27 protein-coding genes are annotated in these 20,543 nt (G+C 40.7%); 22 read left to right on the top strand and 5 right to left on the bottom strand.

The annotated features are described in order from the left end of the window. The first annotated feature begins 102 nt into the window (after positions 1–102). The 3 genes from AA980_RS08905 to AA980_RS08915 are packed head-to-tail and all read left to right on the top strand — an operon-like array spanning position 103 to position 2,657. Complete coding sequence (locus AA980_RS08905; RefSeq protein WP_024028412.1) at positions 103–1,404, top strand: EAL domain-containing protein; 1,302 nt, start codon at positions 103–105, stop codon at positions 1,402–1,404. 18 nt (positions 1,405–1,422) lie between these two features. Then, a complete protein-coding gene (locus AA980_RS08910; RefSeq protein ID WP_024028413.1) occupies positions 1,423–1,860 on the top strand; it encodes a DUF86 domain-containing protein in 438 nt (145 codons plus the stop codon). 32 nt (positions 1,861–1,892) lie between these two features. After that, a complete protein-coding gene (locus AA980_RS08915; protein ID WP_024028414.1) occupies positions 1,893–2,657 on the top strand; it encodes a TIGR01457 family HAD-type hydrolase in 765 nt (254 codons plus the stop codon). A 38-nt stretch (positions 2,658–2,695) separates the two neighbouring features. Here the strand turns inward: AA980_RS08915 and AA980_RS08920 are convergent, their stop codons facing one another. Then, on the bottom strand, positions 2,696–3,208 hold the full coding sequence (locus AA980_RS08920) for a phosphatidylglycerophosphatase A family protein (RefSeq protein ID WP_024028415.1): 513 nt from the start codon (positions 3,206–3,208) through the stop codon (positions 2,696–2,698). A gap of 172 nt (positions 3,209–3,380) precedes the next feature. On the opposite strand from AA980_RS08920, the gene yutH reads away from it, so the two are divergent. Further along, the gene (yutH, locus tag AA980_RS08925) at positions 3,381–4,394 is read left to right on the top strand and encodes a spore coat putative kinase YutH (protein WP_024028416.1); all 1,014 of its coding nucleotides are present in this window, start codon (positions 3,381–3,383) and stop codon (positions 4,392–4,394) included. A gap of 87 nt (positions 4,395–4,481) precedes the next feature. Next, a complete protein-coding gene (locus AA980_RS08930) occupies positions 4,482–5,471 on the top strand; it encodes a 2-hydroxyacid dehydrogenase (protein ID WP_024028417.1) in 990 nt (329 codons plus the stop codon). A gap of 40 nt (positions 5,472–5,511) precedes the next feature. Here AA980_RS08930 and AA980_RS08935 read toward each other — a convergent pair whose 3' ends face one another. Continuing rightward, entirely contained in the window at positions 5,512–5,748 is a 237-nt protein-coding gene (locus tag AA980_RS08935) for a NifU family protein (RefSeq protein WP_024028418.1), read from the bottom strand. A 149-nt stretch (positions 5,749–5,897) separates the two neighbouring features. Here AA980_RS08935 and AA980_RS08940 point away from each other — a divergent pair, with 149 nt between their 5' ends. Then, on the top strand, positions 5,898–6,224 hold the full coding sequence (locus AA980_RS08940; RefSeq protein WP_024028419.1) for a YuzD family protein: 327 nt from the start codon (positions 5,898–5,900) through the stop codon (positions 6,222–6,224). 49 nt (positions 6,225–6,273) lie between these two features. On the opposite strand, the gene AA980_RS08945 is transcribed toward AA980_RS08940, so the two are convergent. Next, complete coding sequence (locus AA980_RS08945; RefSeq protein WP_024028420.1) at positions 6,274–7,341, bottom strand: NAD(P)/FAD-dependent oxidoreductase; 1,068 nt, start codon at positions 7,339–7,341, stop codon at positions 6,274–6,276. A 208-nt stretch (positions 7,342–7,549) separates the two neighbouring features. Between AA980_RS08945 and AA980_RS08950 the strand changes: the two genes are divergently transcribed. Together AA980_RS08950 and AA980_RS08955 are read left to right on the top strand one after the other, a co-directional pair. Further along, positions 7,550–7,789, top strand: a complete 240-nt coding sequence (locus tag AA980_RS08950; RefSeq protein ID WP_024028421.1) for a YuzB family protein — start codon at positions 7,550–7,552, stop codon at positions 7,787–7,789. 127 nt (positions 7,790–7,916) lie between these two features. Further along, positions 7,917–8,282 carry a HesB/IscA family protein gene (locus AA980_RS08955; RefSeq protein WP_024028422.1) on the top strand — a complete coding sequence of 122 codons (366 nt, stop codon included), beginning with the start codon at positions 7,917–7,919 and terminating at the stop codon, positions 8,280–8,282. A gap of 50 nt (positions 8,283–8,332) precedes the next feature. On the opposite strand, the gene AA980_RS08960 is transcribed toward AA980_RS08955, so the two are convergent. Beyond that, positions 8,333–9,334, bottom strand: coding sequence for an NAD(P)/FAD-dependent oxidoreductase (locus AA980_RS08960; protein ID WP_024028423.1), 1,002 nt, complete (start codon positions 9,332–9,334; stop codon positions 8,333–8,335). Between the two features lie 475 nt (positions 9,335–9,809). On the opposite strand from AA980_RS08960, the gene AA980_RS08965 reads away from it, so the two are divergent. The 9 genes from AA980_RS08965 (at position 9,810) to kapD (ending at position 16,230) form a co-directional block, all read left to right on the top strand. Next, positions 9,810–11,027: an NAD(P)/FAD-dependent oxidoreductase gene (locus tag AA980_RS08965; protein ID WP_024028424.1), complete on the top strand. Its 1,218-nt coding sequence runs from the start codon at positions 9,810–9,812 to the stop codon at positions 11,025–11,027. A gap of 217 nt (positions 11,028–11,244) precedes the next feature. After that, a complete protein-coding gene (locus tag AA980_RS27185; protein ID WP_024028425.1) occupies positions 11,245–11,370 on the top strand; it encodes a YuiA family protein in 126 nt (41 codons plus the stop codon). Between the two features lie 129 nt (positions 11,371–11,499). Continuing rightward, positions 11,500–11,823, top strand: coding sequence for a YuiB family protein (locus tag AA980_RS08970; RefSeq protein ID WP_034724003.1), 324 nt, complete (start codon positions 11,500–11,502; stop codon positions 11,821–11,823). 115 nt (positions 11,824–11,938) lie between these two features. Then, on the top strand, positions 11,939–12,547 hold the full coding sequence (locus tag AA980_RS08975) for a 3D domain-containing protein (RefSeq protein ID WP_024028427.1): 609 nt from the start codon (positions 11,939–11,941) through the stop codon (positions 12,545–12,547). A 96-nt stretch (positions 12,548–12,643) separates the two neighbouring features. Next, positions 12,644–13,027 carry a DUF309 domain-containing protein gene (locus tag AA980_RS08980; protein ID WP_024028428.1) on the top strand — a complete coding sequence of 128 codons (384 nt, stop codon included), beginning with the start codon at positions 12,644–12,646 and terminating at the stop codon, positions 13,025–13,027. A gap of 63 nt (positions 13,028–13,090) precedes the next feature. Continuing rightward, entirely contained in the window at positions 13,091–14,599 is a 1,509-nt protein-coding gene (locus AA980_RS08985) for a leucyl aminopeptidase (protein ID WP_024028429.1), read from the top strand. A gap of 128 nt (positions 14,600–14,727) precedes the next feature. Further along, positions 14,728–14,928 (top strand): hypothetical protein, encoded by a 201-nt coding sequence (locus tag AA980_RS08990; protein ID WP_024028430.1) that lies wholly within the window; start codon positions 14,728–14,730, stop codon positions 14,926–14,928. 106 nt (positions 14,929–15,034) lie between these two features. Continuing rightward, on the top strand, positions 15,035–15,418 hold the full coding sequence (locus AA980_RS08995) for a hotdog fold thioesterase (protein WP_024028431.1): 384 nt from the start codon (positions 15,035–15,037) through the stop codon (positions 15,416–15,418). A gap of 185 nt (positions 15,419–15,603) precedes the next feature. After that, a complete protein-coding gene (gene kapD, locus AA980_RS09000; RefSeq protein ID WP_034724007.1) occupies positions 15,604–16,230 on the top strand; it encodes a 3'-5' exonuclease KapD in 627 nt (208 codons plus the stop codon). Between the two features lie 39 nt (positions 16,231–16,269). Here kapD and AA980_RS09005 read toward each other — a convergent pair whose 3' ends face one another. Continuing rightward, on the bottom strand, positions 16,270–16,650 hold the full coding sequence (locus AA980_RS09005) for a kinase-associated lipoprotein B (protein ID WP_024028433.1): 381 nt from the start codon (positions 16,648–16,650) through the stop codon (positions 16,270–16,272). Positions 16,651–16,773: 123 nt separating this feature from the next. Between AA980_RS09005 and AA980_RS09010 the strand changes: the two genes are divergently transcribed. The 5 genes from AA980_RS09010 to AA980_RS09030 all read left to right on the top strand — a co-directional run bounded on the left by AA980_RS09010 (position 16,774) and on the right by AA980_RS09030 (position 20,513). Continuing rightward, entirely contained in the window at positions 16,774–17,514 is a 741-nt protein-coding gene (locus AA980_RS09010; protein ID WP_024028434.1) for a peptidylprolyl isomerase, read from the top strand. 93 nt (positions 17,515–17,607) lie between these two features. Further along, positions 17,608–17,817 carry a hypothetical protein gene (locus AA980_RS09015; protein ID WP_024028435.1) on the top strand — a complete coding sequence of 70 codons (210 nt, stop codon included), beginning with the start codon at positions 17,608–17,610 and terminating at the stop codon, positions 17,815–17,817. Between the two features lie 193 nt (positions 17,818–18,010). Continuing rightward, on the top strand, positions 18,011–18,568 hold the full coding sequence (locus AA980_RS09020) for a superoxide dismutase family protein (protein ID WP_024028436.1): 558 nt from the start codon (positions 18,011–18,013) through the stop codon (positions 18,566–18,568). Positions 18,569–18,873: 305 nt separating this feature from the next. Beyond that, entirely contained in the window at positions 18,874–19,170 is a 297-nt protein-coding gene (locus AA980_RS09025; RefSeq protein ID WP_024028437.1) for a hypothetical protein, read from the top strand. Positions 19,171–19,307: 137 nt separating this feature from the next. Beyond that, positions 19,308–20,513, top strand: a complete 1,206-nt coding sequence (locus AA980_RS09030) for a serine-tRNA(Ala) deacylase AlaX (protein WP_024028438.1) — start codon at positions 19,308–19,310, stop codon at positions 20,511–20,513. Positions 20,514–20,543: the final 30 nt, after the last annotated feature.

Below are 20,543 nucleotides of genomic sequence, written 5' to 3' on the forward strand. Positions count from 1 at the left end.
TGGGACCTCTAACAATTTTTCTTCCTGAAAAAGACGAAAGATGTCAAATTATGTTACAATGTAGCTAAGCATTTAAGTTGACTTCTGAGAGGGATGAAAATAATGTTCCATCGTTACATAGAAAAAATCAAAACCATCGTCAAATGGGGAAAAATTTTATTACCTCTTTCGTCAATACGCTTTTACCCTCCCCAATTTATCTTGCGAAACCCTGTCATCCAAGGAGTAACGGCTGCCATTAACGATGGACATGAAGTAGCTGTAATTGTCTTTAATTTAAAGAATATGAATGAACTGGCAGAACAACTAAGTCAATCCCAGTTCGCACATTTAATTAAACAAATAAAAAAATATTTCCGTGCTGCTGTTGAGGAAGAAATCGCTACGCAGGATGTCATTACCCTTCACGATTTTTACGGGGACGGTTTGACACTTTACATTAAGGTTGATGAGTCACGCCTTTGCTTGTCAGAAATCGATACAATTATGAGAAAAATCATCAATCATGTTGAACGAAATTTGCAAAAGTATAATCCTGCCATCCAGACCATCTTTACAACGGGTTATATGTTCGTTGAAAAAAAGTATCATTCGATTCAGGATTCCGTTGTCAGAGCCCATCGGCAAGCGCTTGCAATGGCAGAAAAACGAGTCAAATCTGAATTTAATGAAATGGTTTTTGCGATCAAAAGAATTATTTCAAAGAAGAATATAAAATTATTAGCCCAGCCGATTATCAATGTTGCCACAAAAGAAACATATGCACTAGAAATGCTTACCCGCGGTCCAGCGGGAACCGTTTTAGAAAGCCCACTCTCGCTTTTTTCGGTTGCCAGGCAGACAGGTGTCCTTTATGAACTTGAAATGATAGTCATTGAAAGGGTTTTCAGCCAAATGAAGGCGACAAAATGCCGGCAGGACATCTTTGTTAATTGTACACCACTGACGCTCGGGAATATTCGCTTTACCCGTGATTTGAAAACAATCATGCAGCAATATAAAGGAATCTCACCAAAGCAAATAACCTTTGAAGTGACCGAGAATGATTCAATCGAAGGCTTAAAGAATTTCATTTATAATCTCAAAATGTTAAGATTAATGGGGTTCCGAATTGCCATGGATGATACGGGGGCAGGCTATTCTAGTTTAAGTATCATTAGTGAAATCATGCCTGATATTATAAAAATTGACCGATCTGTCATTCAGAATATTGATAAGAATTCAATCAAAGAATCGATGTTAAAAGGATTAATGTTAATCGCCAGAGAGGCAGGATCATTAGTGGTAGCTGAAGGGATCGAAAACGAGGACGAGGCGTCCGTATTGACACGAAATAATGTTGATCTGGCACAGGGTTATTTCTATGCACGGCCAACCGCGCTGATAAATAGTATCGCAACTTAGAATGGAGGAAGCGGCACAATGTATTTTGTTGACAGGGAAAAGATTGAAGCAACCTTAATTTATTTTGAAAGACAAATCACTCTCTTCACAAGCCAAGCAGCTTGGACAACACCACTCGAACAAGCAGCGTTAGAACGCTTGAGCCAAATGATGATTGAATCTGTTTTAGATGTGGGTAATGCGATGATAGACGGTTTTATCATGCGCGATCCTGGGAGCTATGAGGACATTATCGACATCTTGATTGATGAAAAGGTTGTTTCAGCGCAAACAGGGGAAAGTTTAAAGCATATCATCCAATATCGAAAAAAACTTGTTCATGATTACATAACGATTGACCATAGCGAGCTGCAGGACCATTTTTCGAGAAATCTTCATGAATTAAAGACTTTTACTGAAAACGTTCGTGATTATCTTGCAAATGAATTAGGACCTGTTTCGGCGTTTAAAAACTAAATTCGGAGTGTCTGCTAATTGGAGTGATTTTTTTGAAAAAATATAAGGGTTATTTAATTGATTTAGATGGTACGATGTATAAGGGAACAGAGCGGATTGAAGCAGCCTCTGATTTTGTTAAGCGGCTTCGGGATCAGGGGATTCCTTACTTATTTGTAACGAACAATTCATCGCGAACCCCGGCGCAGGTAGCTGAAAAGCTCGTCCGCTTTGACATTCCGGCGGAAGAAAAGCTTGTGTTTACGACCAGTCAGGCAACCGCTAACTACATTTATGAACGTAAAAATGACGCAACGGTTTATTGTATTGGCGAAGAGGGAATCCGAACGGCTCTAGCGGAAAAAGGATTGCAATTTGCCGGGGAGCATGCAGACTACGTTGTCACAGGGATTGACCGCTCCATCAGCTATGAAAAATTAGCCATTGCCTGCTTGGCAGTCCGCAACGGAGCGACCTTTATTTCCACCAATGGTGACATTGCCATCCCAACTGAAAGAGGATTGCTGCCTGGGAATGGATCACTAACATCAGTTATTACTGTATCTACACAGACCAACCCGATTTTTATCGGCAAACCGGAGTCCATTATTATGGAACAGGCCTTAAAGGTCCTAGGAACAGCAAAAGAAGAGACACTGATGGTCGGCGATTATTATGATACCGACATATTAGCTGGGATGAATGCGGGAATGGACACATTACTCGTCCATACCGGTGTAACGACAAAAGAATTGCTTGCCGGCTACGAGCGGATGCCGACTTATACAGTAGATTCATTAGACCAGTGGGAAATATAAGAAAAGGATGGGTAAAAAACACCCATCCTTTTTGCTTCTTATTTCTTTTCTTCTTCAGCTCTTGCTGCCCGGTGTGCCAGCCTGCTGGAGGCCGCAGCGGCTATTGCTCCGACAATATCATCTAAAAATGTATGGCACTCGCCAGTTGATTTATCATTTAAATGTGCTAGGATTCCAGGCTTTAGTTTATCGATATAACCGTAATTGGTAAAGCCGATCGAGCCGTATACATTTACAATCGAAAAGGCCAGGATTTCATCTACTCCGTAAAGGCTTTCATCGCTGCCGATAATCGATTGAAGCGGTTCCTCTAACATCCCTTTTTCAGCAAGCATATCAAGCTGGATCCCGGTGATGATTGCGTTTTGTACCTCACGTTTGGAAAGGACCCGTTCTACGTTTGCCAAACAGTCCTCCATCTTTAAGTTTTCGTGATACTTTTCCTGCAAAAAGAAAACTAAATCGGCGATGTCCTGAACTTCAACGCCTCTCTCTTTCAGCCATCTGCGTGCTGTTTCTTCGGTTAGGTCCACTTTTTTGTCTTCTGCCATTTCTTCGATCACCTTTTCCTTTTATTTACACTATATATATACGCTAAATTGATCCCATATGCAATTTCTTCTCGGTTATTCTTTTCCTAAAGAAACCACCAAGAAACAAGTTTTTAAAAGCCTATACATATACTTGAGATAGAAAAGGAATAAAGAAGAGGTGGGGGCTTGGATGCTTCAGAAAATGCTTGAAAATCAATATGGAATCACGGTCGAGGAATATGTGAAATTAGATCGTTTTGATGCACTGCGGGGAAACGGCTGGCTGTATTTAATTGCTAATCCATCTGGTAGGGAAGAAGAGGATATCACCGAGCTTGGGAAGATGGCCGAGCATTTAAGAAATTACGGGGATCAAAATGTCCCAATCTTTTTGCCAACCAAGGAGGGTATTTTAATTACGGAGTGGGAAAAAAATAAATACTGCGTGTTAGCGGTTCGACAGACCGAAGAACAGCGGAAAATAAAATTAGGGCGGAAGCTCGCTAAATTCCATGAGCGCGGCAGGCGGGTTCCTTTTCAAATCGAAAGGTCAAGCAGGATTGGCCAATGGAAGGCCTTGTGGGAAAAGCGGCTGGAGCAAATGGAAAGGGTTTGGAGCGGTCTCCTTTTTCAAACACCTGAAGATGAGTTTGAACGGATGTTTATCGATTCCTTTCCCTATTACCTGGGATTAACAGAAAATGCGATTCAATATCTAGTTGATACAGAGCTGGATGAAGAAACGTTGGAAACGGATGGCGGCACTGTTTGCCATGAACGTTTCACAAAAAAAATATGGGGGCCATACAGTCATTATCTGATTAAAAACCCGTTTGATTGGGTGTTTGATCATCGAAGCCGTGATTTAGCGGAATGGACGAGGGAGAGGTATTTTCGCAATATCCAGACCTACGATGTTGAATTAAAGCAATTCTTTGCAGAGTACCAAAGCATTGCTCTCTTGTCACCCTTTTCGTGGCGTTTATTATATGCACGATTAATCTTTCCCTTGCATTACTTCGATTGTATAGAAAGTTATTATATTACGCGTTCAGAACAGGATAAGAAGGTATTAGAGGAACGCTTAAGCAAAATCTTACGACAGTCAAGCGACTATGAACGTTTTTTGGCGGGATTCTTCCAAATGGCAGGGGCGCCGGTTAAACGGCTCCATATCCCACAGCTAGAATGGCTTTTTCAATAAAATAAGACAAATTAAGCTTATTAACAGGAGTCAATAATAAACCTATGGTAAAATTAAGTAGACAAAGATAAAGGAAGTGAACGCAGCATGAAGCCTTACGTTTATATAACACGGAAGCTTTCAGATGAAGTAATTAAACCACTACTGCAAAACTTTAAAGTAAAAATGTGGGAACATGACGATGTTCCAGTTCCAAGAGACATCTTACTTTCTGAGGCGAAAAAAGCCGATGCCTTGTTGACTGTATTGGCTGATTCCATTGATGAAGCTATTTTAACCGCGGGAAAAAATTTAAAGGTTGTAGCAAACCTTGCTGTTGGTTTTGACAATATTGATGTAAAAGCCGCGAGCAGGGAAGGGATTGCGGTTTGTAATACGCCTGATGTATTAACTGATACAACAGCCGATTTAACGTTCGGTTTATTGATGGCGGCGGCCCGAAGGATTGTCGAGGCTGCGGAATTCGTGAAAGAAGACAAGTGGAAAAGTTGGAGCCCGTTATTATTGGCTGGCCATGATATTCATCATAAAACCATTGGTATTGTTGGTATGGGGAAAATCGGCGAAACGGTGGCGAAGCGGGCCACAGGCTTTGAGATGAACATCCTGTACCATAACCGGACGAGAAAACCAGCGGCCGAGCAAGAGCTCGGGGCAGTTTACCTGCCGTTTGAAGAGCTTGTGGAAAAGTCGGACTTTATTGTTTGTCTAACGCCGCTTACCCCCGAAACGAAAAACATGTTTACTCGTGAGGTATTTCAAAAAATGAAACAATCGGCTATTTTCATCAATGCTTCAAGAGGTCCAGTGGTTGATGAACAGGCATTGTATGAGGCATTAACTGCTGGAGAAATTGCCGGGGCAGGGCTTGATGTTTTTGACAAAGAACCGATTGATTCCAGTCATCCATTATTAAAGCTTTCTAATGTCGTCGCACTTCCGCATATCGGCAGCGCCAGTGTCGAAACGCGAACCACGATGATGAGGCTATGTATCGATAATATCGCTTTGGTCCTAGAAGGAAAAGAGCCGCAGACGCTTGTGAATAAAGATTGGATGCCCTTAGTTAAAGCGTAAAAATAAAAAATGCGATTGCCGTCAAGGCAATCGCATTTCTTTAAAATACCTGTTCTACTTCAACAACACCAGGAACTTCTTCTAGAAGAGCTCTCTCGATACCTGCTTTTAATGTGATCGTTGAACTTGGACAGGTTCCGCACGCACCCAATAAGCGGAGCTTAACAATACCATCCTCTACATCTACTAATTCGCAATCCCCGCCATCGCGAAGAAGAAATGGACGCAATTTATCTAATACTTCTTGAACTTGCTCAAACATTTCTTGTTCTACCATGTTAATCGACTCCTTTCCTACCTATATTATAATGTCAACAGCAGTAAAAATCCATTCTCAGAAATTAGGAAGCCGTCCAATTTAATCATTTTTTTAGTTTTTACGTTTGAAATAAGATAAAATAGAAGAAAAAGGTTAGGAATGGTTTTATGAATGTTCAGGAAGTGGAAATTGTTCTTTACGGGGCAGAAACGCTTTGTCCGAGCTGCGTGAATTTACCTTCATCGAAAGAAACGTATGAATGGCTGGAGGCGGCAATTGCTAGAAAGTTCCCGAGCCAGCCTTTTAAGATGACCTATGTTGATATTCATCAGCCTGCTGGTGAGAATGATAAGGTTGATTTTGCTAAAAAGGTAATAGAAGAAGACATGTTTTATCCCGTTGTCGTTATTAAAGAAAAAGTCGTCGGCGAAGGCAACCCGCGACTTAAAACCATCTTTGCAGAACTTGAGAAATATGGATATCAAGCAATATAAAACAAAAAGCATTCCATTATTAGTTGGAATGCTTTTTGCTTTTTTAAACTTATCCTTTATGAAATTTGTACATCCATAAGATACCAGATTTTAGTAAGCGGGCGACGCGTCCTGTAATCGGATGGTCTGCCATCATCCCAAAACCATGTTTTTTTCCTAGGGAACCCAGGATTCCCTTTAATTTGATTTGCGGGAAGGAAGCTGGAGGTGCTTCGCCTTTCCAGCGCCTCTTAAGGACTTCCGCAATTTGCTCAGCTTGTCCCTCCGCCAATTGAGCACTTGGCGCATGTGGAAGGCTTGCGCAGTCCCCAAGAATAAAAATATGCTTGTCATTAGGCAAATGATGGAGAGGGGAGATAACCATCCGTCCTGAGCGATCCTTATCCCCATCCATTTCGCGGACAATTTTACTGGCTTGAATCCCTGCTGTCCAAACAATCACATCACAATCAAGCGGCTGATCGTGATTATATAGTTTATTTTCTTCCACTTTAGTTATATTAGAATTGTTGATAATCTCGACATTATTTCTGACAAACCAATTTTCAACATATTTACTTAAACGTTCCGGGAAGGAAGAAAGGATATGGTTTCCCCGATCAAATAATTTGATATTTAGGTCTTCACGGCTTTCACTTAATTCACTCGCTAACTCGACACCGCTTAAACCAGCGCCGACAATAGCCACAACTGAACCAGGTCCAAGATTGTTTAACACTGAGTAGGTGCGCCGGGATTTTTCTATACTTTGGATACTGTAAGTGAATTGTTCGGCACCTGGAACATTATGATAATTGTCCTCACAGCCAAGACCAATGATAAGGTCATCAAAGGCAACCGGCTCAGCCTCTTTTAGGATAACCGTTCGCTCCTTTGTATCGATGCCGGTTACCTCTCCATATTTCACATCTAATCGAGAATGTTCCGGAAAAGCAACACGTATGTCTTTGTCAGAAATTGTTCCAGCGGCTAAAGCATAGTATTCGGTTTTTAAGCAGTGATATGGGACGCGGTCAATAAGTGTAATGGTTACGTCCTCTGGCAAGTGGTTGGGAAGAAGTTCGTTCAATATCTTCATCCCGCCATATCCACCACCAAGAATGACAAGGTTTTTCATTTTTAAAATCCCCTTTGTTTATCCGGCTTTCAAGAATTGTAAATAATAGTAGTGTTATACCCCGTTTGTTTACCACATAAGAGTATATCTAATGTGTGTCAAAATAACAACATTTTTCCCTCTATTCTTGACAAAGCAGACCTAAACATGGTATTTGACGAACCGCAATAAATAGGGTAGGATAATTAGTTGTGGAGAGGTGAAAGCAATGATTCAACCTATCATTGAATTCTGTATAAGCAATCTGGCAAATGGTGCACAAAGGGCACTTGAAAAATTACAAAAAGATCCTAACTTGGATATTATTGAATATGGATGTCTCGGATATTGCGGGAAGTGTGCCGTCACTCTTTATGCTCTTGTTAACGGTGAGGTTGTAACCGGAAACACAGCTGATGAACTGGTCGATAACATTTATCAGTATTTGGAGGAAAATCCGATGTTTTAATTAATGGGAGCAGCACCGCTCTCTTTTTTATATACCTAAACATATGCTAAGAATAAGAATCCAATCTGTTGAGTACTGGATGCCTAGTGTATATACTATAGTAAAAGCGTTAAAAGGGGGAGTCATGATGAGTAAAGATGTTGTTATTTTAACGGAAGCCGCGTCACTCCAAATAAAAGATATGATGAAGCATAATGAAGAAGAGGGCGCGCTTTTACGTGTCAGTGTAAAAGGCGGCGGATGCAGCGGATTATCCTATGGAATGGGCTTTGATCATGAGGTAAACGAAAATGACCTTCATTTTGAACAGTTTGGGATTCAAGTTCTTGTCGATAAAGAGAGTGCGGCGATTCTCCAAGGCACGAAAATAGATTATAAAGAATCGATGATGGGCGGCGGTTTTACGATTGATAACCCGAATGCCATCGCATCCTGCGGCTGCGGGTCATCGTTCCGTACGGCAACAGCAACGGGAACACCAGAGGAATGCTAGACAAATAACGCAAAAAATAAAAGGCGTCCAGAAGTGGGCGCCTTTACCTATTATTTATCAAACATAGAGGAGCTGTGCAATGGTTGAACTTTTGCTTTTGGATCGATAAAGGATTTCGCATTATTGACAGCTGTTGGGGCTTCACCAAAGCCGCAGGCAATTAATTTCACTTTACCATCATATGTGCAAATATCTCCTGCTGCATAAATTCCCGGTGTATTCGTTTCCATTTTGGAATTTACAACAATCGAGTTCTTTTCGATTTCCAGACCCCATTCCTTGATTGGTCCAAGTGATGAAACAAAGCCGTAGTTACAAATAACAGCATCGACATCAATCGTTTCTTGGCTTTCTCCGTTAACACTTCCAAGCACGACTTGCTTAATGCTGCCATTTTCATCACCAATCAATTCAGCAGGAACATATGGTGTTTTAACATCCACTTTTGAATTATACAAATTCTCCACACTATGTTCATGTGCACGGAACTTATCTCTGCGGTGAACAATTGATACCTTTTCGGCAATTGGCTCCAGCATTAAAGCCCAGTCAACGGCAGAATCGCCGCCACCGAAAACAACCACTTTTTGACCGGCAAATTGATTTAAATCTTCAATAAAATAGTATAGGTTTTTCTTCTCATATTGACCTGCACTTTCAAGCTCTAAACGGCGAGGTTGGAATGCACCATTCCCTGCAGTAATAATAATCGTTTTTGAATAATGAACTTCTGAATTTGTCGTTAATTTAAATGTTCCATCCTCTTGTCGTTCTAACTTTTCAACAGATTGCTCAAGAGCAACAGATGGTTCAAACTTAGCCATTTGTTCTTTTAAATTATTTATCAATTCTTGTGCGCGGATTTTTGGAAAACCGGCAACATCATAAATATATTTTTCTGGATAAAGCGCTGACAATTGACCGCCTAGCTGTGGCAGGCTTTCAATAATTTTCACCGATGCTTGTCTCATTCCTCCGTAAAAGGCAGTAAATAGACCGGTAGGACCGCCACCGATGATGGTAATGTCATAAACTTTTTGATTCTCTTGCACTCCGCATCCCCCCAATAGTAGTAACAAACTCCACTCCTTATAATATCACAAAATAAAAGAATCCTCACATCTTTATAGGTAATACTTCTTATTGGAAAAAAATCATATAATCAATATAAAACGTTATGAAATGTCAATGTTGCCAATATTCTTAAGTTAAATAATTTATATATATCACTTGAAAATAGAGGAGAAGTAGCATATGATGTAATGTGGATATATTGTTAAGATTCTGTGACGAAAAAGGCAAATTTTAATGAACGATTGGGAAGTTAATTCTACTTTTTATATTTGTATTATACAATGACATCTCTGTCGTCTCTGTACGCTTTTCTATTTGTAAATTTCTTTGAACCCATTCGTGAATTATCTCACATACATTTTTCGGGCAGTGCAAAATAAAAATGGTCTTAGCAGTGGATGATAAGAAAAAGAGAATTTACTAAAAATATTAAAAAAGGTGGAAGTGATCACTTTGAGAAAGCCAAAAATTGTTATTATCGGTGCTGGTTATGGCGGGCTTATGACAACAGTGCGGTTGCAAAAGTTAATCGGAGTAAATGAAGCAGATATTGTATTAATTAATAAAAATGACTACCATTATGAAACCACTTGGTTACATGAGGCATCAGCTGGGACGCTCCATCACGACAAGGTTCGCTATGATATTCGTGATGTGATCGATCGCAGTAAGGTTGATTTTGTTCAAGATACCGTGGTCGAGATTAATAAAGAAGGAAAAAAGGTTATTTTAGAAAAAGGCGAAGTCGAATATGACTACCTTGTGATTGCGCTTGGCGGCGAACCGGAAACATTTGGTATCAAAGGATTAAAGGAATACGCATTTGGAATCACCAATGTGAATTCATCTCGTCAATTGCGTGAGCATATCGAATATCAATTTGCTACCTATAATATGGAAGAAGAGAAAAACGATAATCGTTTGGTCCTTGTTGTCGGCGGTGCCGGCTTTACTGGAATTGAATTCCTTGGTGAATTAACGAACAGAATTCCTGAATTATGTCATGAATATGATGTCGATTATCATAAAGTGAAAATTATTTGTGTTGAAGCAGCACCAACCGTACTACCTGGTTTCGATCCGGAATTAGTGAATTATGCGGTTTCCCAGCTTGAACGTAAAGGCGTGGAATTCTTAATCGGAACAGCGATTAAGGAATGTACTCCAGACAGTATCATTGTTGGAAAAGGTGAGGAAGAACCACGTGAAATTAAAGCCGGCACAGTTGTATGGGCAGCAGGGGTACGTGGTAACTCGATTATTGAAAAATCAGGCTTTGAAGCAATGAGAGGCCGTGTTAAAGTACAACCAGACCTCCGCGTTCCGGGATTTGACGATGTTTTCATTATCGGTGACAGTTCGCTTGTTATTAATGAAGAAATTAATCGCCCATATCCTCCGACCGCTCAAATTGCCATGCAGCAAGGCGAAGTTGTTGCCCGCAATATCGCTGCGTTGATTCGTAATAAAACAGAGTTAGAGACGTTTACGTTTGATAATAAAGGAACTGTTTGCTCCTTAGGTGAAGATGATGCTATCGGTGTTGTTTTTGGTAAAAAAATAACCGGAGCAAAAGCTTCCTTTATGAAGAAAGTGGTCGATAACCGCTCTCTTTACATGATCGGCGGAGTGGGTCTAGTCGTGAAAAAAGGGAAATTTAAGCTTTTTTAAGCAGACTATACAAAAAGGACGGGAGATTCCCAGTCCTTTTTGTTTTTTAATTTTTTTTGTAATTTTAAGAAATTAAAGTAACGCTTCGATAATGAAAGAAAACTTATAATGTATCCGCTTTCCTTGGGGAATTTGCTCATTTTTAGCTCTTTTCTTTTTTAGAAATCCTTGATATATTATCAGAATATTAAGTTAATAAAATGAGGGGATGATGAAAATGAAAGTGCAGGGTTTGGATACTAAAAAATGTGATTACTGTTCAGGAACGGGCTATTTCCAATTGGTACTTGGAGGATCAGAAACTTGTTCCTGCTGCGGGGGTTCAGGAAAGAAAAAGGATTAATGAAACAGTTACAACTGCTTCTTCGAATTGATTTCGAGAGGCTATTTTTTTGGGGCAAAAAGCAGTTAATATTGACTCCCCTTTCGACATTAAGTACACTATTTGTTGATGGATAAAGGGGGAATTTCAATGCAAATGAGCATTGTGGTCTTAATTATATCGATTGTCTTATTTTTTGTGCTGTTTTTTGGAATTGGCTTTATCTTAAATATGCTGTTAAGAATGTCATGGGTTATGGCGATAGTTTATCCTATAGTTGCTATTTTAATCGTGGATAAAGTAAGTTTTAGTGAATATTTTACAAACAGTAAAGCATCCTTTATTGAACTCGGACAACGGTTCAGCTCATTAGCGACGGCCGATATCCTCATTTTGGCGAGCGGATTTGCCGGTGCCATCGTAGCAGGCTTAATAATCAAACTGTTACGAAAAAACGGCTACCAAATGTTTTAAGGCTTGTTCCCTTTTGGGTAATGAGTCTTTTTTTATTTATGAACAAATTTCTCTCCTTTTTTGAATAATTCCCTGTAGCTTGGGAATGAATATTTTGGGAGGAGTGAAAAATTCAATGAATCAATTAAAAAATTGGACAAAGCGGTTTGCGATGGTCTGCCTCTTCATGATGGCATTATTCGCAACCCTCCAATCCATTTCTGGAGTCAATGCACAATTGCTCATCAGCCATTTAACATCGTTGGTTTCGGCAAACAAAACTGTTTCCGGAACACAACCCTCATTAGAGGAGTCGATTGATTGGTCTAAGTATCCTAAACATACAGTTACGGCTACGGGCTATACAGCTGGAATTGAATCGACTGGAAAAACCAAAGGTCATCCGGAGTACGGAATCACCTACTCGGGTGTAAAAGTGAAGCGTGATTTATTTTCAACGGTTGCTGCAGATTTAACTGTCTTTCCGATTGGTACCATCCTATTTATCCCAGGCTACGGCTATGGAGTGGTTGCCGATAAAGGGGGGGCAATTAAAGGCGACAGACTGGACCTTTATTATGAAACTGTTGAAGATGTATATAATAAATGGGGTAAAAGAAATTTGGATGTTTATGTAGTTGAAAAAGGAAATGGAAAACTATCAGAGGAAACACTTAAAGCGTTAAATGAAGATAAAGCGATGCAGGTCTTTCGTCAACAGTATATTAGCTCAGAAAAAAGGTAAAAAACAGGTCGTATGCCTGTTTTTTATTTTGACGCGAGCATTTAGATCCAGTTTCCCTTAAAATAGAAATGAATCATTGTGAGGGGACGGGATATCATGGATGAACAGTACCCAATCGAATACTATGAGTTTTTTGTCAGCTTTAATGAAGGGGACTATTATACTTGCCACGATTTATTGGAAGAAATGTGGATGACCGATAAAGATAATTTATTTTTAAAGGGACTTCTGCAAATGAGTGTGGCCATTTACCATTATGAGTACGGAAATATAAAAGGCGCGAGGTTGATGATGCAAACAGCCCATGACTACCTGCAAGCCTACCGCCCAAAGTTTTGGGGATTAGATTTAGAAAGGGTCTATCCTTTCATTGAACAATGCCTTTGCATTTTTCCGAAAGAAATGGATCGGGTTGCGTATGAAGAAGTGGGAGATTTGCCAAAGATCCCTCAATTGCTGGTGTACCTGGAGAATAATTAGATTATCGAAATAAATGGGATTTTTCGATATAATAAAACTTGAATATCACGGAGGTGAAGGGAAATGTTTGAGGTAAAAAGAGATTTTGAATTAGCAAATGTACATGAAGGATTGGTTATCGGTCTGTTTGATAAACCGGAGAAATTTGCCGGAAACTTGGCAAAACTGGATGCCGGGTTTGACGGGCAGCTTACAGAGCTAGTCAAATCAGGGGATATTTCAGCAAAGTTAAAAAGTATTAGCAAGGTACATAGCTTTGGCAAAATCGGTTCAAAACGCGTTTGGTTTGTCGGTCTTGGAAAAGAAAAGGACATAACCTTTGAGAAGCTGAAAGAAGCGTTTGGTAAGCTGTTTAAGAACGTTACAGCAAGTAAGCTTGAGGAAACAGCCATTTATTTAGATTCCTTTATTTCAGAGGAACTCGATGGTTTGGATGCCGCCCATGCCCTTAGTGAAGCGTTTGCGCTATCGACCTACCAATTTGAAGGCTATAAGCAGAAATCTAATGAACCCGAGAAAAGGCTGGAGCACCTTAACGTTTATAGTGAAATGTTTGCAGAAGAGGATGTACAAGTGTCTCTTTCGGTTGGATATGCCTTTGGGAAGGCAGCTAATTCGGCTCGAACACTTGTCAACACACCGGGAAATATGCTAACTGCAACAGATATGGCCAACTATGCCAAAGAACTTGGTGCTAAGTATGATTTTGAGATTGAAATTTTAGAAAAAGCTGAGATAGAAAAGCTCGGCATGGGTGCGTTCCTTGCGGTCAACCAAGGTTCCTCAGAGCCACCAAAGATGATTGTACTTAAATATCAGGGGAAAGATGAGTGGAAAGATGTAATTGGTCTGGTCGGAAAAGGAATCACCTTTGATACAGGCGGTTACTCGATTAAAACAAAAGCGGGAATTGTTGGGATGAAAACGGACATGGGCGGAGCTGCAGCTGTTTTGGGTGCAATGGAAATTATCGGCGAGACTCGACCTGAGCAAAATGTCGTTGCTGTTATTCCGTCTACCGACAATATGATTAGCGGAGGCGCATTTAAGCCCGATGATGTCATCACATCGATGAGCGGGAAAACGATTGAAGTATTAAATACCGATGCCGAAGGGCGGCTTGTGTTAGCGGATGCCGTTACCTATGCGAAGCATCACGGGGCGGAATATTTAGTCGATGTGGCAACCTTAACAGGAGGCGTCATTACAGCACTCGGTTTGCATACCACTGGAGCAATGACCAATCATGAATCATTGTATGAACAGGTTTTGGAGGCTTCGATGGAAGCAGGCGAGCAAATGTGGCTATTGCCATTATTTGAAACTGAAAAAGAGCGGGTACGGAACAGCAAGGTGGCAGATTTAAATAATTCACCTGGTAGCGAAGGCCATGCGCTTGTAGCAGGCGCTTTCATTGGTGAATTTGCCGAGGGAACTCCATGGGTTCATTTAGATATCGCCGGGACTGCTGTCACTTCAAAAGCATATGACCTTGGTCCTGCAGGTGCGACAGGCGTCATGACCCGGACACTTGCCCTCTTTGTAGAACGGTTTGAACCAATTGAAAAATAATATCTAGGCCCACGGATGTTTCCGGGGCTTTTTCATGGACTTTTCTATGTGAATGCCCACTCAAACCTCCTTGCCTTCGCATATGAAATAGTGTAGGCAAGTTTCTTAATTAAAGGAGGTATGGCTGCATGTATTATTATCGAAGCCCTTACCCGATGCAGGACCAGAGATTGTGGGCTTGGCCGCTGGCAGTAGGTGGACTTGGCTTTTTAGGCGGATTAATTGGCGGCGGATTAGCAGGCGGATTTGTAGCAAGCCGTCCATTCTACGGTGGTTACGGCTATCCGCCAATGGGGTATCCACCAATGGGCTATCCAGGATATTATTAATAACAAAGTGAAAAACAGCTCTTGCAGCTGTTTTTTTCTAATTAAAGGGAAAATCCAGTCGAAAGAAGAATAGATAATAAGTGAAATACATAGTGGAGGGATGGAAATGATCGAAAACACATTAATTGAGGCTTTAGGTATTGAAATAACCCATGTAGAAGCGGGAAAAGTGGTTGCGACCATGCCAGTGGATGGAAGGACGCGCCAGCCATTTGGATTACTGCACGGCGGTGCTTCAGTTGCCCTTGCTGAGACGGTTGCAAGTGTTGGTGCCTATGAATTGGTTAATAAAGAAACAGAAGCAGTTGCGGGTCTAGAGATCAACGCTAATCATGTCCGCCCTAAAACAGACGGGATAGTTACGGCAGTTGGCACGGTGCTTCATCAAGGAAAATCGACAATGGTTTGGGATATCAAAATTACCGATGAGACGGACCGCCTTATCTGTGTTTCGCGCTGCACAATAGCTGTCATTAAATTGAGAAAATAACATTATTTAAGACAGGGGTGGAGGAAATATCCTCCACTTTTTTAGACATTATTGAAAAATTTAAAAAATTTCTTTCCAATTCATGTTATAATTTAATAAATAAAAAAATAGCCAAATAGCACAATTTTTTGTACAGGTTTCTTTATATAATGTATAAAGAAGGAAAAAGTGAAGGTGGTGAAATGATGAAGGCAAGACGGCAATATTTATTTATTGATTTTGAGTTTACGATGCCTGAACGGAATATTCGAATGAAGGAGTTTTTTCCGGAAATAATCGAGATCGGCATTGTTGCGGTTGTCGATAATCTGGTTACCGAGCAATTTTCATCCTTTGTTACTCCACGTAAATTCCTGAAACTATCAGAACGCTGTAAATCATTCTTACATATTTCACAGCAGCAGGTTGACAAAGGGATGTCGATTTATGAATTAATTAAAAAGTTAGAGGAATTCAATAAAGAGCATTATGAGACGTCTATTGTTACTTGGGGAAATATGGATATGAAGGTACTAAGGCATAATTGCTTAGAAGCGGGCGTTGCTTTTCCATTTAATAACGCCAAAGAAATCGATTTATCAATGGAGTATAAACGGTTTTTTGGGGACCAAAATCAAACAGGCTTGTGGAAGGCAGTACAGGAATATGGAAAAGAGGGGACAGGCAGACATCACCGGGCACTTGATGATGCCTTGACTACTTATAATATATTTAAACTTGTTGAAAAGGATAAACGCTATTTAGAAAAGCCGGAACCAACCACAATTGGTGACCGAGTTGATTTTTCCAAGCTACTAAATGAATTCGCATAAAAGGCCAAATCACTATAAATGATTTGGCCTTTTATGTTATTAAAATTTATAATCTTTCTCCAGTGTTTCAAGTGCCTTTAAGCTCATTTCAGCCCATTGCGATCCGGTCTCCGCCAGTTCTGCTTTCATTTTTTCAACAGCCTGCTTTAAGGATTCCTGATAGTCGGGGATTTCATCCTCGAAGTGTTTAACCATTTGTTTCGGAATATTGGCCTGCTCCCGAAAGCTGAGGGCACGTCTTTCGTGAAAAATTAGTACATCTGCATCCTTAGGGTTGTGCAAATCGCCCTGCATTGGATGTTTAACGACCGCTAGGATTCTGACTAAATAATGCTGCGGGCGTATCTCCGTTATTTCTCCGATATATTTTCCCGTCTTATAGATTGCTGTGACCTTGTCACCAACCGCAAATTCCGCCATTCAAACCACTCCTGCCAATTATTTTTTCTTCTATCTTCCATTTTATAATGAAATAGTCTAAATTAAAAACAAAGTGCAAAAAAATAAAACTTCGGTTAAAGTTTAAAAATGGAGGGATTATATATGAGAAAGAAATGGCAAATACTATTTGCATTAGTGACAATTGTTCTCGTCTTGGCAGCATGTGGGACAAGCTCAAAGAAAGAAGAGACAAAACCAAAAACTGCTGCGCCAAAAACAGAACAGAAGGAAGGGGACAAAGAAGTGAGTAATGGAGTCTATCCTCAGCTTTCCACAGAAGTATCCGAAAATGAGAAACTCGTTGAAATGGAAACATCGATGGGAAACATTAAAATTAAATTATTCCCTGAATATGCACCAAAGGCAGTGGAGAACTTTGTAAAGCATAGTGAAGATGGATATTATGACGGACTTCTATTTCATCGAGTCATTAAAGATTTCATGATTCAAGGCGGGGACCCGAATGGCAACGGCACAGGCGGTGAGAGCATTTGGGGAAAACCATTTGAAGACGAATTCTCGAGAAATCTTTATAATCTGCGCGGCGCCTTGTCAATGGCTAATTCGGGTGCAAATACCAACGGAAGCCAGTTTTTCATCGTTCAAAGTACCAGCCTTGATCCTTCGATGAAGTCACAAATGGAGCAGGCAGGATTCCCAAAGGAAATTATTGAGGCATATGATAAGAATGGCGGAACTCCATGGCTTGACCACAAGCATACTGTTTTTGGCCAAGTGATAGAGGGAATGGATATTGTTGATAAGATTGCAGACACGCCGGTAGGTGCGCAAGATAAACCGGAACAAGATGTCATCATTAAAAAGATTAAAGTGTTAAAATAAGCAGGCGGTCCCGGAATGATTCATTGGTAGGAAGCATTATTTCTTGCTATAATTATAAATTGAGCAGTTCCTTTAAAGAAAGGGAGAAGAAAAATGTTCCTACCATCCGTACTTTCCTTGTTTCTATACTTTCCGGAAGATAAATCAGAATACATTCCAGCTCTCATTAGCTTTAGTATCTTTATGATTGCAGCAGTTTTTACAATGCGCTTCATCGTAAAATATTCAAAGCGTGAGGCAGAAAAAGCTAAGGAATTTGAAGAAAAATTAAAAGAGCAAGAACAAACACCAAAGGACAGTTAACAAAGGCTGTTCTTTTTTTTGGCCGATAGGAAAGTATAACTTTCCTATCAGGCATAAGTGCAACTACGCCTCTGTCTTCGCCCTAACGGGCTTGCCAATCGGCGAGTTTTCTTTATCCTTCGACCTTAACAGAATAGGTGAAGGGGCATTGGTCCATACTAAAGGCAAATTGTCTTTAGTGGGGGGAATAGAGATGAAAAAAATCTGGATGATAATTCCACTGATTTTGCTATCTGGATGTATGGAAAAGAATGTGAAAAAGATCGATGTGGAAATGTTTAATGCTGTTGGTGATTCACTCGGGACGGTAGAACTGGCCGAACAGTCCAGCGGTATCAAGATGACGGTAAATTTGAAGGGACTGCCACCTGGCGAACATGCGATACATATTCATGAAAAGGGAAAGTGTCAGGCACCAGATTTCAAGTCTGCAGGGAACCATTTTAATCCTGAAAAAAAGGAGCATGGACTTCTGCATCCAAAAGGTGCCCATGCTGGTGACTTGCCAAATTTAATTGTTGACGATGACGGCTCCGTTAAAGCGGATTTAATGGCACCTAATGTCACCTTGAAAGACGGAAAGAAATCCATTTTAACAAAAGAGGGTACATCGATTGTCGTAGACGAATCAAAGGATGACGGCATGACCCAGCCCGCAGGAGACTCAGGTAAGCGGATTGCCTGCGGTGAAATCTCCAAAGATAAAAATAAAGCAGGCCAACAGCGGAAAGCTCAGGATGAAGATAAATAAGAACGACTATATAAGAAAGTAGGACCACGTGTTGGTTCTATTTTTTTGCCGAAAGGAAAGTATAACCTTTCCTTTCAGGCATAAGTGCACTAAGGAAAGCTACGTGAGGTTTTGCTTCGCAGTTGAAAAGCTGTGCTTTTCAACGAACTACGCCTCATGAACCGTCTAACGGCTCGTCAATCGACGAGTTCTCTTTAGCCCATTTTTTATGGAAGTGAAAAAATTCATAATTTACATGGGTAAAAATCTAAGCTTATCCCTCTAGATGGACATACACTATCTTGAGACTTTTAGGAGGCGATATCATGACAGAAAGACAATTTCCGGGCGGATTCCAAGGACAATTTGGCCAACAAATGGGCTATCCCCAAATGACTGGCGGCTATCCACAAATGGGTGGGTTCCCACAAACGGGTTATCCACAAACAGGAGGTTTTCCGCACACAGGTTATCCTCATATGGGGGGGTACCCACAATATGGGCAATATCACCATGGCGGCTATCCAGGAATGACTGGTTATCCACATGTAGGTTTCCCTCAAGGTATGGGCGGAATGCCACAAGCTGGACAAGGTCAAATGCCGAGAAAAGAAAAGAAGTAAGTATTACCTGACATGCCGGCTGCTCCTTCAAATGAAGGGGCAGTTTTTAACTTTTTTACGCCTTTCCTTGATTTATCATATTTTTTTCTAGAAAATAGAATGAAAGAATACTGGAAGCAAATAGGAGTGCACTTGCAATGGAAAACAAACTATATTATCAGGATGCTTACTTAACGAAATTCACAGCGATGGTGGAAAAACAAGAAAAGGATCCATCAGGAAAATGGTATGTGGTGTTAAATCACACAGCCTTCTATCCAACTGGCGGCGGACAGCCCCATGACCTGGGCACAATCGAAAATACAAAGATCGTAAATGTCAAAGAAATCGAGGGGGAAATTCGGCATTACCTTGAAGGGCCTTTAACGGACACCAATAAAGATATACACGGTGTGCTTGATTGGAAACGGCGCTTTGATCATATGCAGCAGCATGCCGGCCAGCATATCCTTTCTGCGGCGTTCGAAGAATTACTCGATTATAAGACAGTCGGCTTTCACTTAGGTGAAGAAATCGTCACGATTGATTTAGCGACAGAAGTATTATCTGAACAGGAGGTTAAACAGGTAGAGGAACTTGCCAATCAAATCATTTTGGAAAACCGGCCGATTAAAACAAAATGGGTAACAGAAGAGGAGTTATCTGCTTATTCATTACGAAAAGAAACAAAAGTGAAAGATAATATCAGGCTGGTAATGATTCCTGATTTCGATTATAACGGCTGCGGAGGGACACACCCGAGGGCGACGGGCGAGGTGAGGGCCATTAAAATATTGGATTGGGAACGGCAAAGGAAAAACATTCGTGTCCAATTTGTCTGTGGCGAGCGGGTCTTAACTCAGTTTGACCAAAAACAAAGAGTGCTGCTTGAGTTAACAAAGCTCTTAAATGCTCCAGAATCTGAAATGATTCATGCTGCCAGCCGGCTTGTTGAGCAGGGAAAGGCATTGGAGAAGGAACTGGATTATAACCAACAACAATTACTTACATTTGAAGCAAGAGAATTACTAGCAAAAAATGAGAACAGGCTTGTGAGTGAAGTGTTTCAAAATCGGACGATACAAGCGCTTCAGAAGCTAGCTCGAATCATCATTGCCGAAGATGACCAAACAATGGTTTTCTTTGTTTCCGAAAATGAAAATCGTCTCCAGCTCGTTTGTGCGCGGGGACAAGCCCGGACGGAAAATATGAAATCAGTGCTTGAAGCGGCTCTTCTACTAATAAATGGTAAGGGCGGTGGGAATGACTCTTTTGCCCAAGGCGGCGGTGAAGCGCTAATGACAGGCCGGGAAATGATCGAGCGTTTTCTGGAACAAGAAAAGAAGATAACACTGGGCAAATAACAGACCATGTTCACTTGATTGCCTTTTTTA

Source organism: Neobacillus vireti (genome assembly GCF_001026695.1).
GTDB classification, from domain to species: domain Bacteria; phylum Bacillota; class Bacilli; order Bacillales; family Cytobacillaceae; genus Neobacillus; species Neobacillus vireti.

Coding starts and splice junctions, on each gene's coding strand:
- AA980_RS27185 (WP_024028425.1), top strand. CDS start 11,245: ATGAAAGTGCAGGGTTTGGATACTAAAAAATGTGATTACTGTTCAGGA.
- yutH (WP_024028416.1), top strand. CDS start 3,381: ATGCTTCAGAAAATGCTTGAAAATCAATATGGAATCACGGTCGAGGAA.
- AA980_RS08940 (WP_024028419.1), top strand. CDS start 5,898: ATGAATGTTCAGGAAGTGGAAATTGTTCTTTACGGGGCAGAAACGCTT.
- AA980_RS09025 (WP_024028437.1), top strand. CDS start 18,874: ATGACAGAAAGACAATTTCCGGGCGGATTCCAAGGACAATTTGGCCAA.
- AA980_RS09020 (WP_024028436.1), top strand. CDS start 18,011: ATGAAAAAAATCTGGATGATAATTCCACTGATTTTGCTATCTGGATGT.
- AA980_RS08975 (WP_024028427.1), top strand. CDS start 11,939: ATGAATCAATTAAAAAATTGGACAAAGCGGTTTGCGATGGTCTGCCTC.
- AA980_RS09005 (WP_024028433.1), bottom strand. CDS start 16,650: ATGGCGGAATTTGCGGTTGGTGACAAGGTCACAGCAATCTATAAGACG.
- AA980_RS08985 (WP_024028429.1), top strand. CDS start 13,091: ATGTTTGAGGTAAAAAGAGATTTTGAATTAGCAAATGTACATGAAGGA.
- AA980_RS08970 (WP_034724003.1), top strand. CDS start 11,500: ATGCAAATGAGCATTGTGGTCTTAATTATATCGATTGTCTTATTTTTT.
- AA980_RS08930 (WP_024028417.1), top strand. CDS start 4,482: ATGAAGCCTTACGTTTATATAACACGGAAGCTTTCAGATGAAGTAATT.
- AA980_RS08955 (WP_024028422.1), top strand. CDS start 7,917: ATGAGTAAAGATGTTGTTATTTTAACGGAAGCCGCGTCACTCCAAATA.
- AA980_RS08910 (WP_024028413.1), top strand. CDS start 1,423: ATGTATTTTGTTGACAGGGAAAAGATTGAAGCAACCTTAATTTATTTT.
- AA980_RS09030 (WP_024028438.1), top strand. CDS start 19,308: ATGGAAAACAAACTATATTATCAGGATGCTTACTTAACGAAATTCACA.
- AA980_RS08945 (WP_024028420.1), bottom strand. CDS start 7,341: ATGAAAAACCTTGTCATTCTTGGTGGTGGATATGGCGGGATGAAGATA.
- AA980_RS08995 (WP_024028431.1), top strand. CDS start 15,035: ATGATCGAAAACACATTAATTGAGGCTTTAGGTATTGAAATAACCCAT.
- AA980_RS08990 (WP_024028430.1), top strand. CDS start 14,728: ATGTATTATTATCGAAGCCCTTACCCGATGCAGGACCAGAGATTGTGG.
- AA980_RS08920 (WP_024028415.1), bottom strand. CDS start 3,208: ATGGCAGAAGACAAAAAAGTGGACCTAACCGAAGAAACAGCACGCAGA.
- AA980_RS08980 (WP_024028428.1), top strand. CDS start 12,644: ATGGATGAACAGTACCCAATCGAATACTATGAGTTTTTTGTCAGCTTT.
- AA980_RS08905 (WP_024028412.1), top strand. CDS start 103: ATGTTCCATCGTTACATAGAAAAAATCAAAACCATCGTCAAATGGGGA.
- kapD (WP_034724007.1), top strand. CDS start 15,604: ATGAAGGCAAGACGGCAATATTTATTTATTGATTTTGAGTTTACGATG.
- AA980_RS08950 (WP_024028421.1), top strand. CDS start 7,550: ATGATTCAACCTATCATTGAATTCTGTATAAGCAATCTGGCAAATGGT.
- AA980_RS09015 (WP_024028435.1), top strand. CDS start 17,608: ATGTTCCTACCATCCGTACTTTCCTTGTTTCTATACTTTCCGGAAGAT.
- AA980_RS09010 (WP_024028434.1), top strand. CDS start 16,774: ATGAGAAAGAAATGGCAAATACTATTTGCATTAGTGACAATTGTTCTC.
- AA980_RS08935 (WP_024028418.1), bottom strand. CDS start 5,748: ATGGTAGAACAAGAAATGTTTGAGCAAGTTCAAGAAGTATTAGATAAA.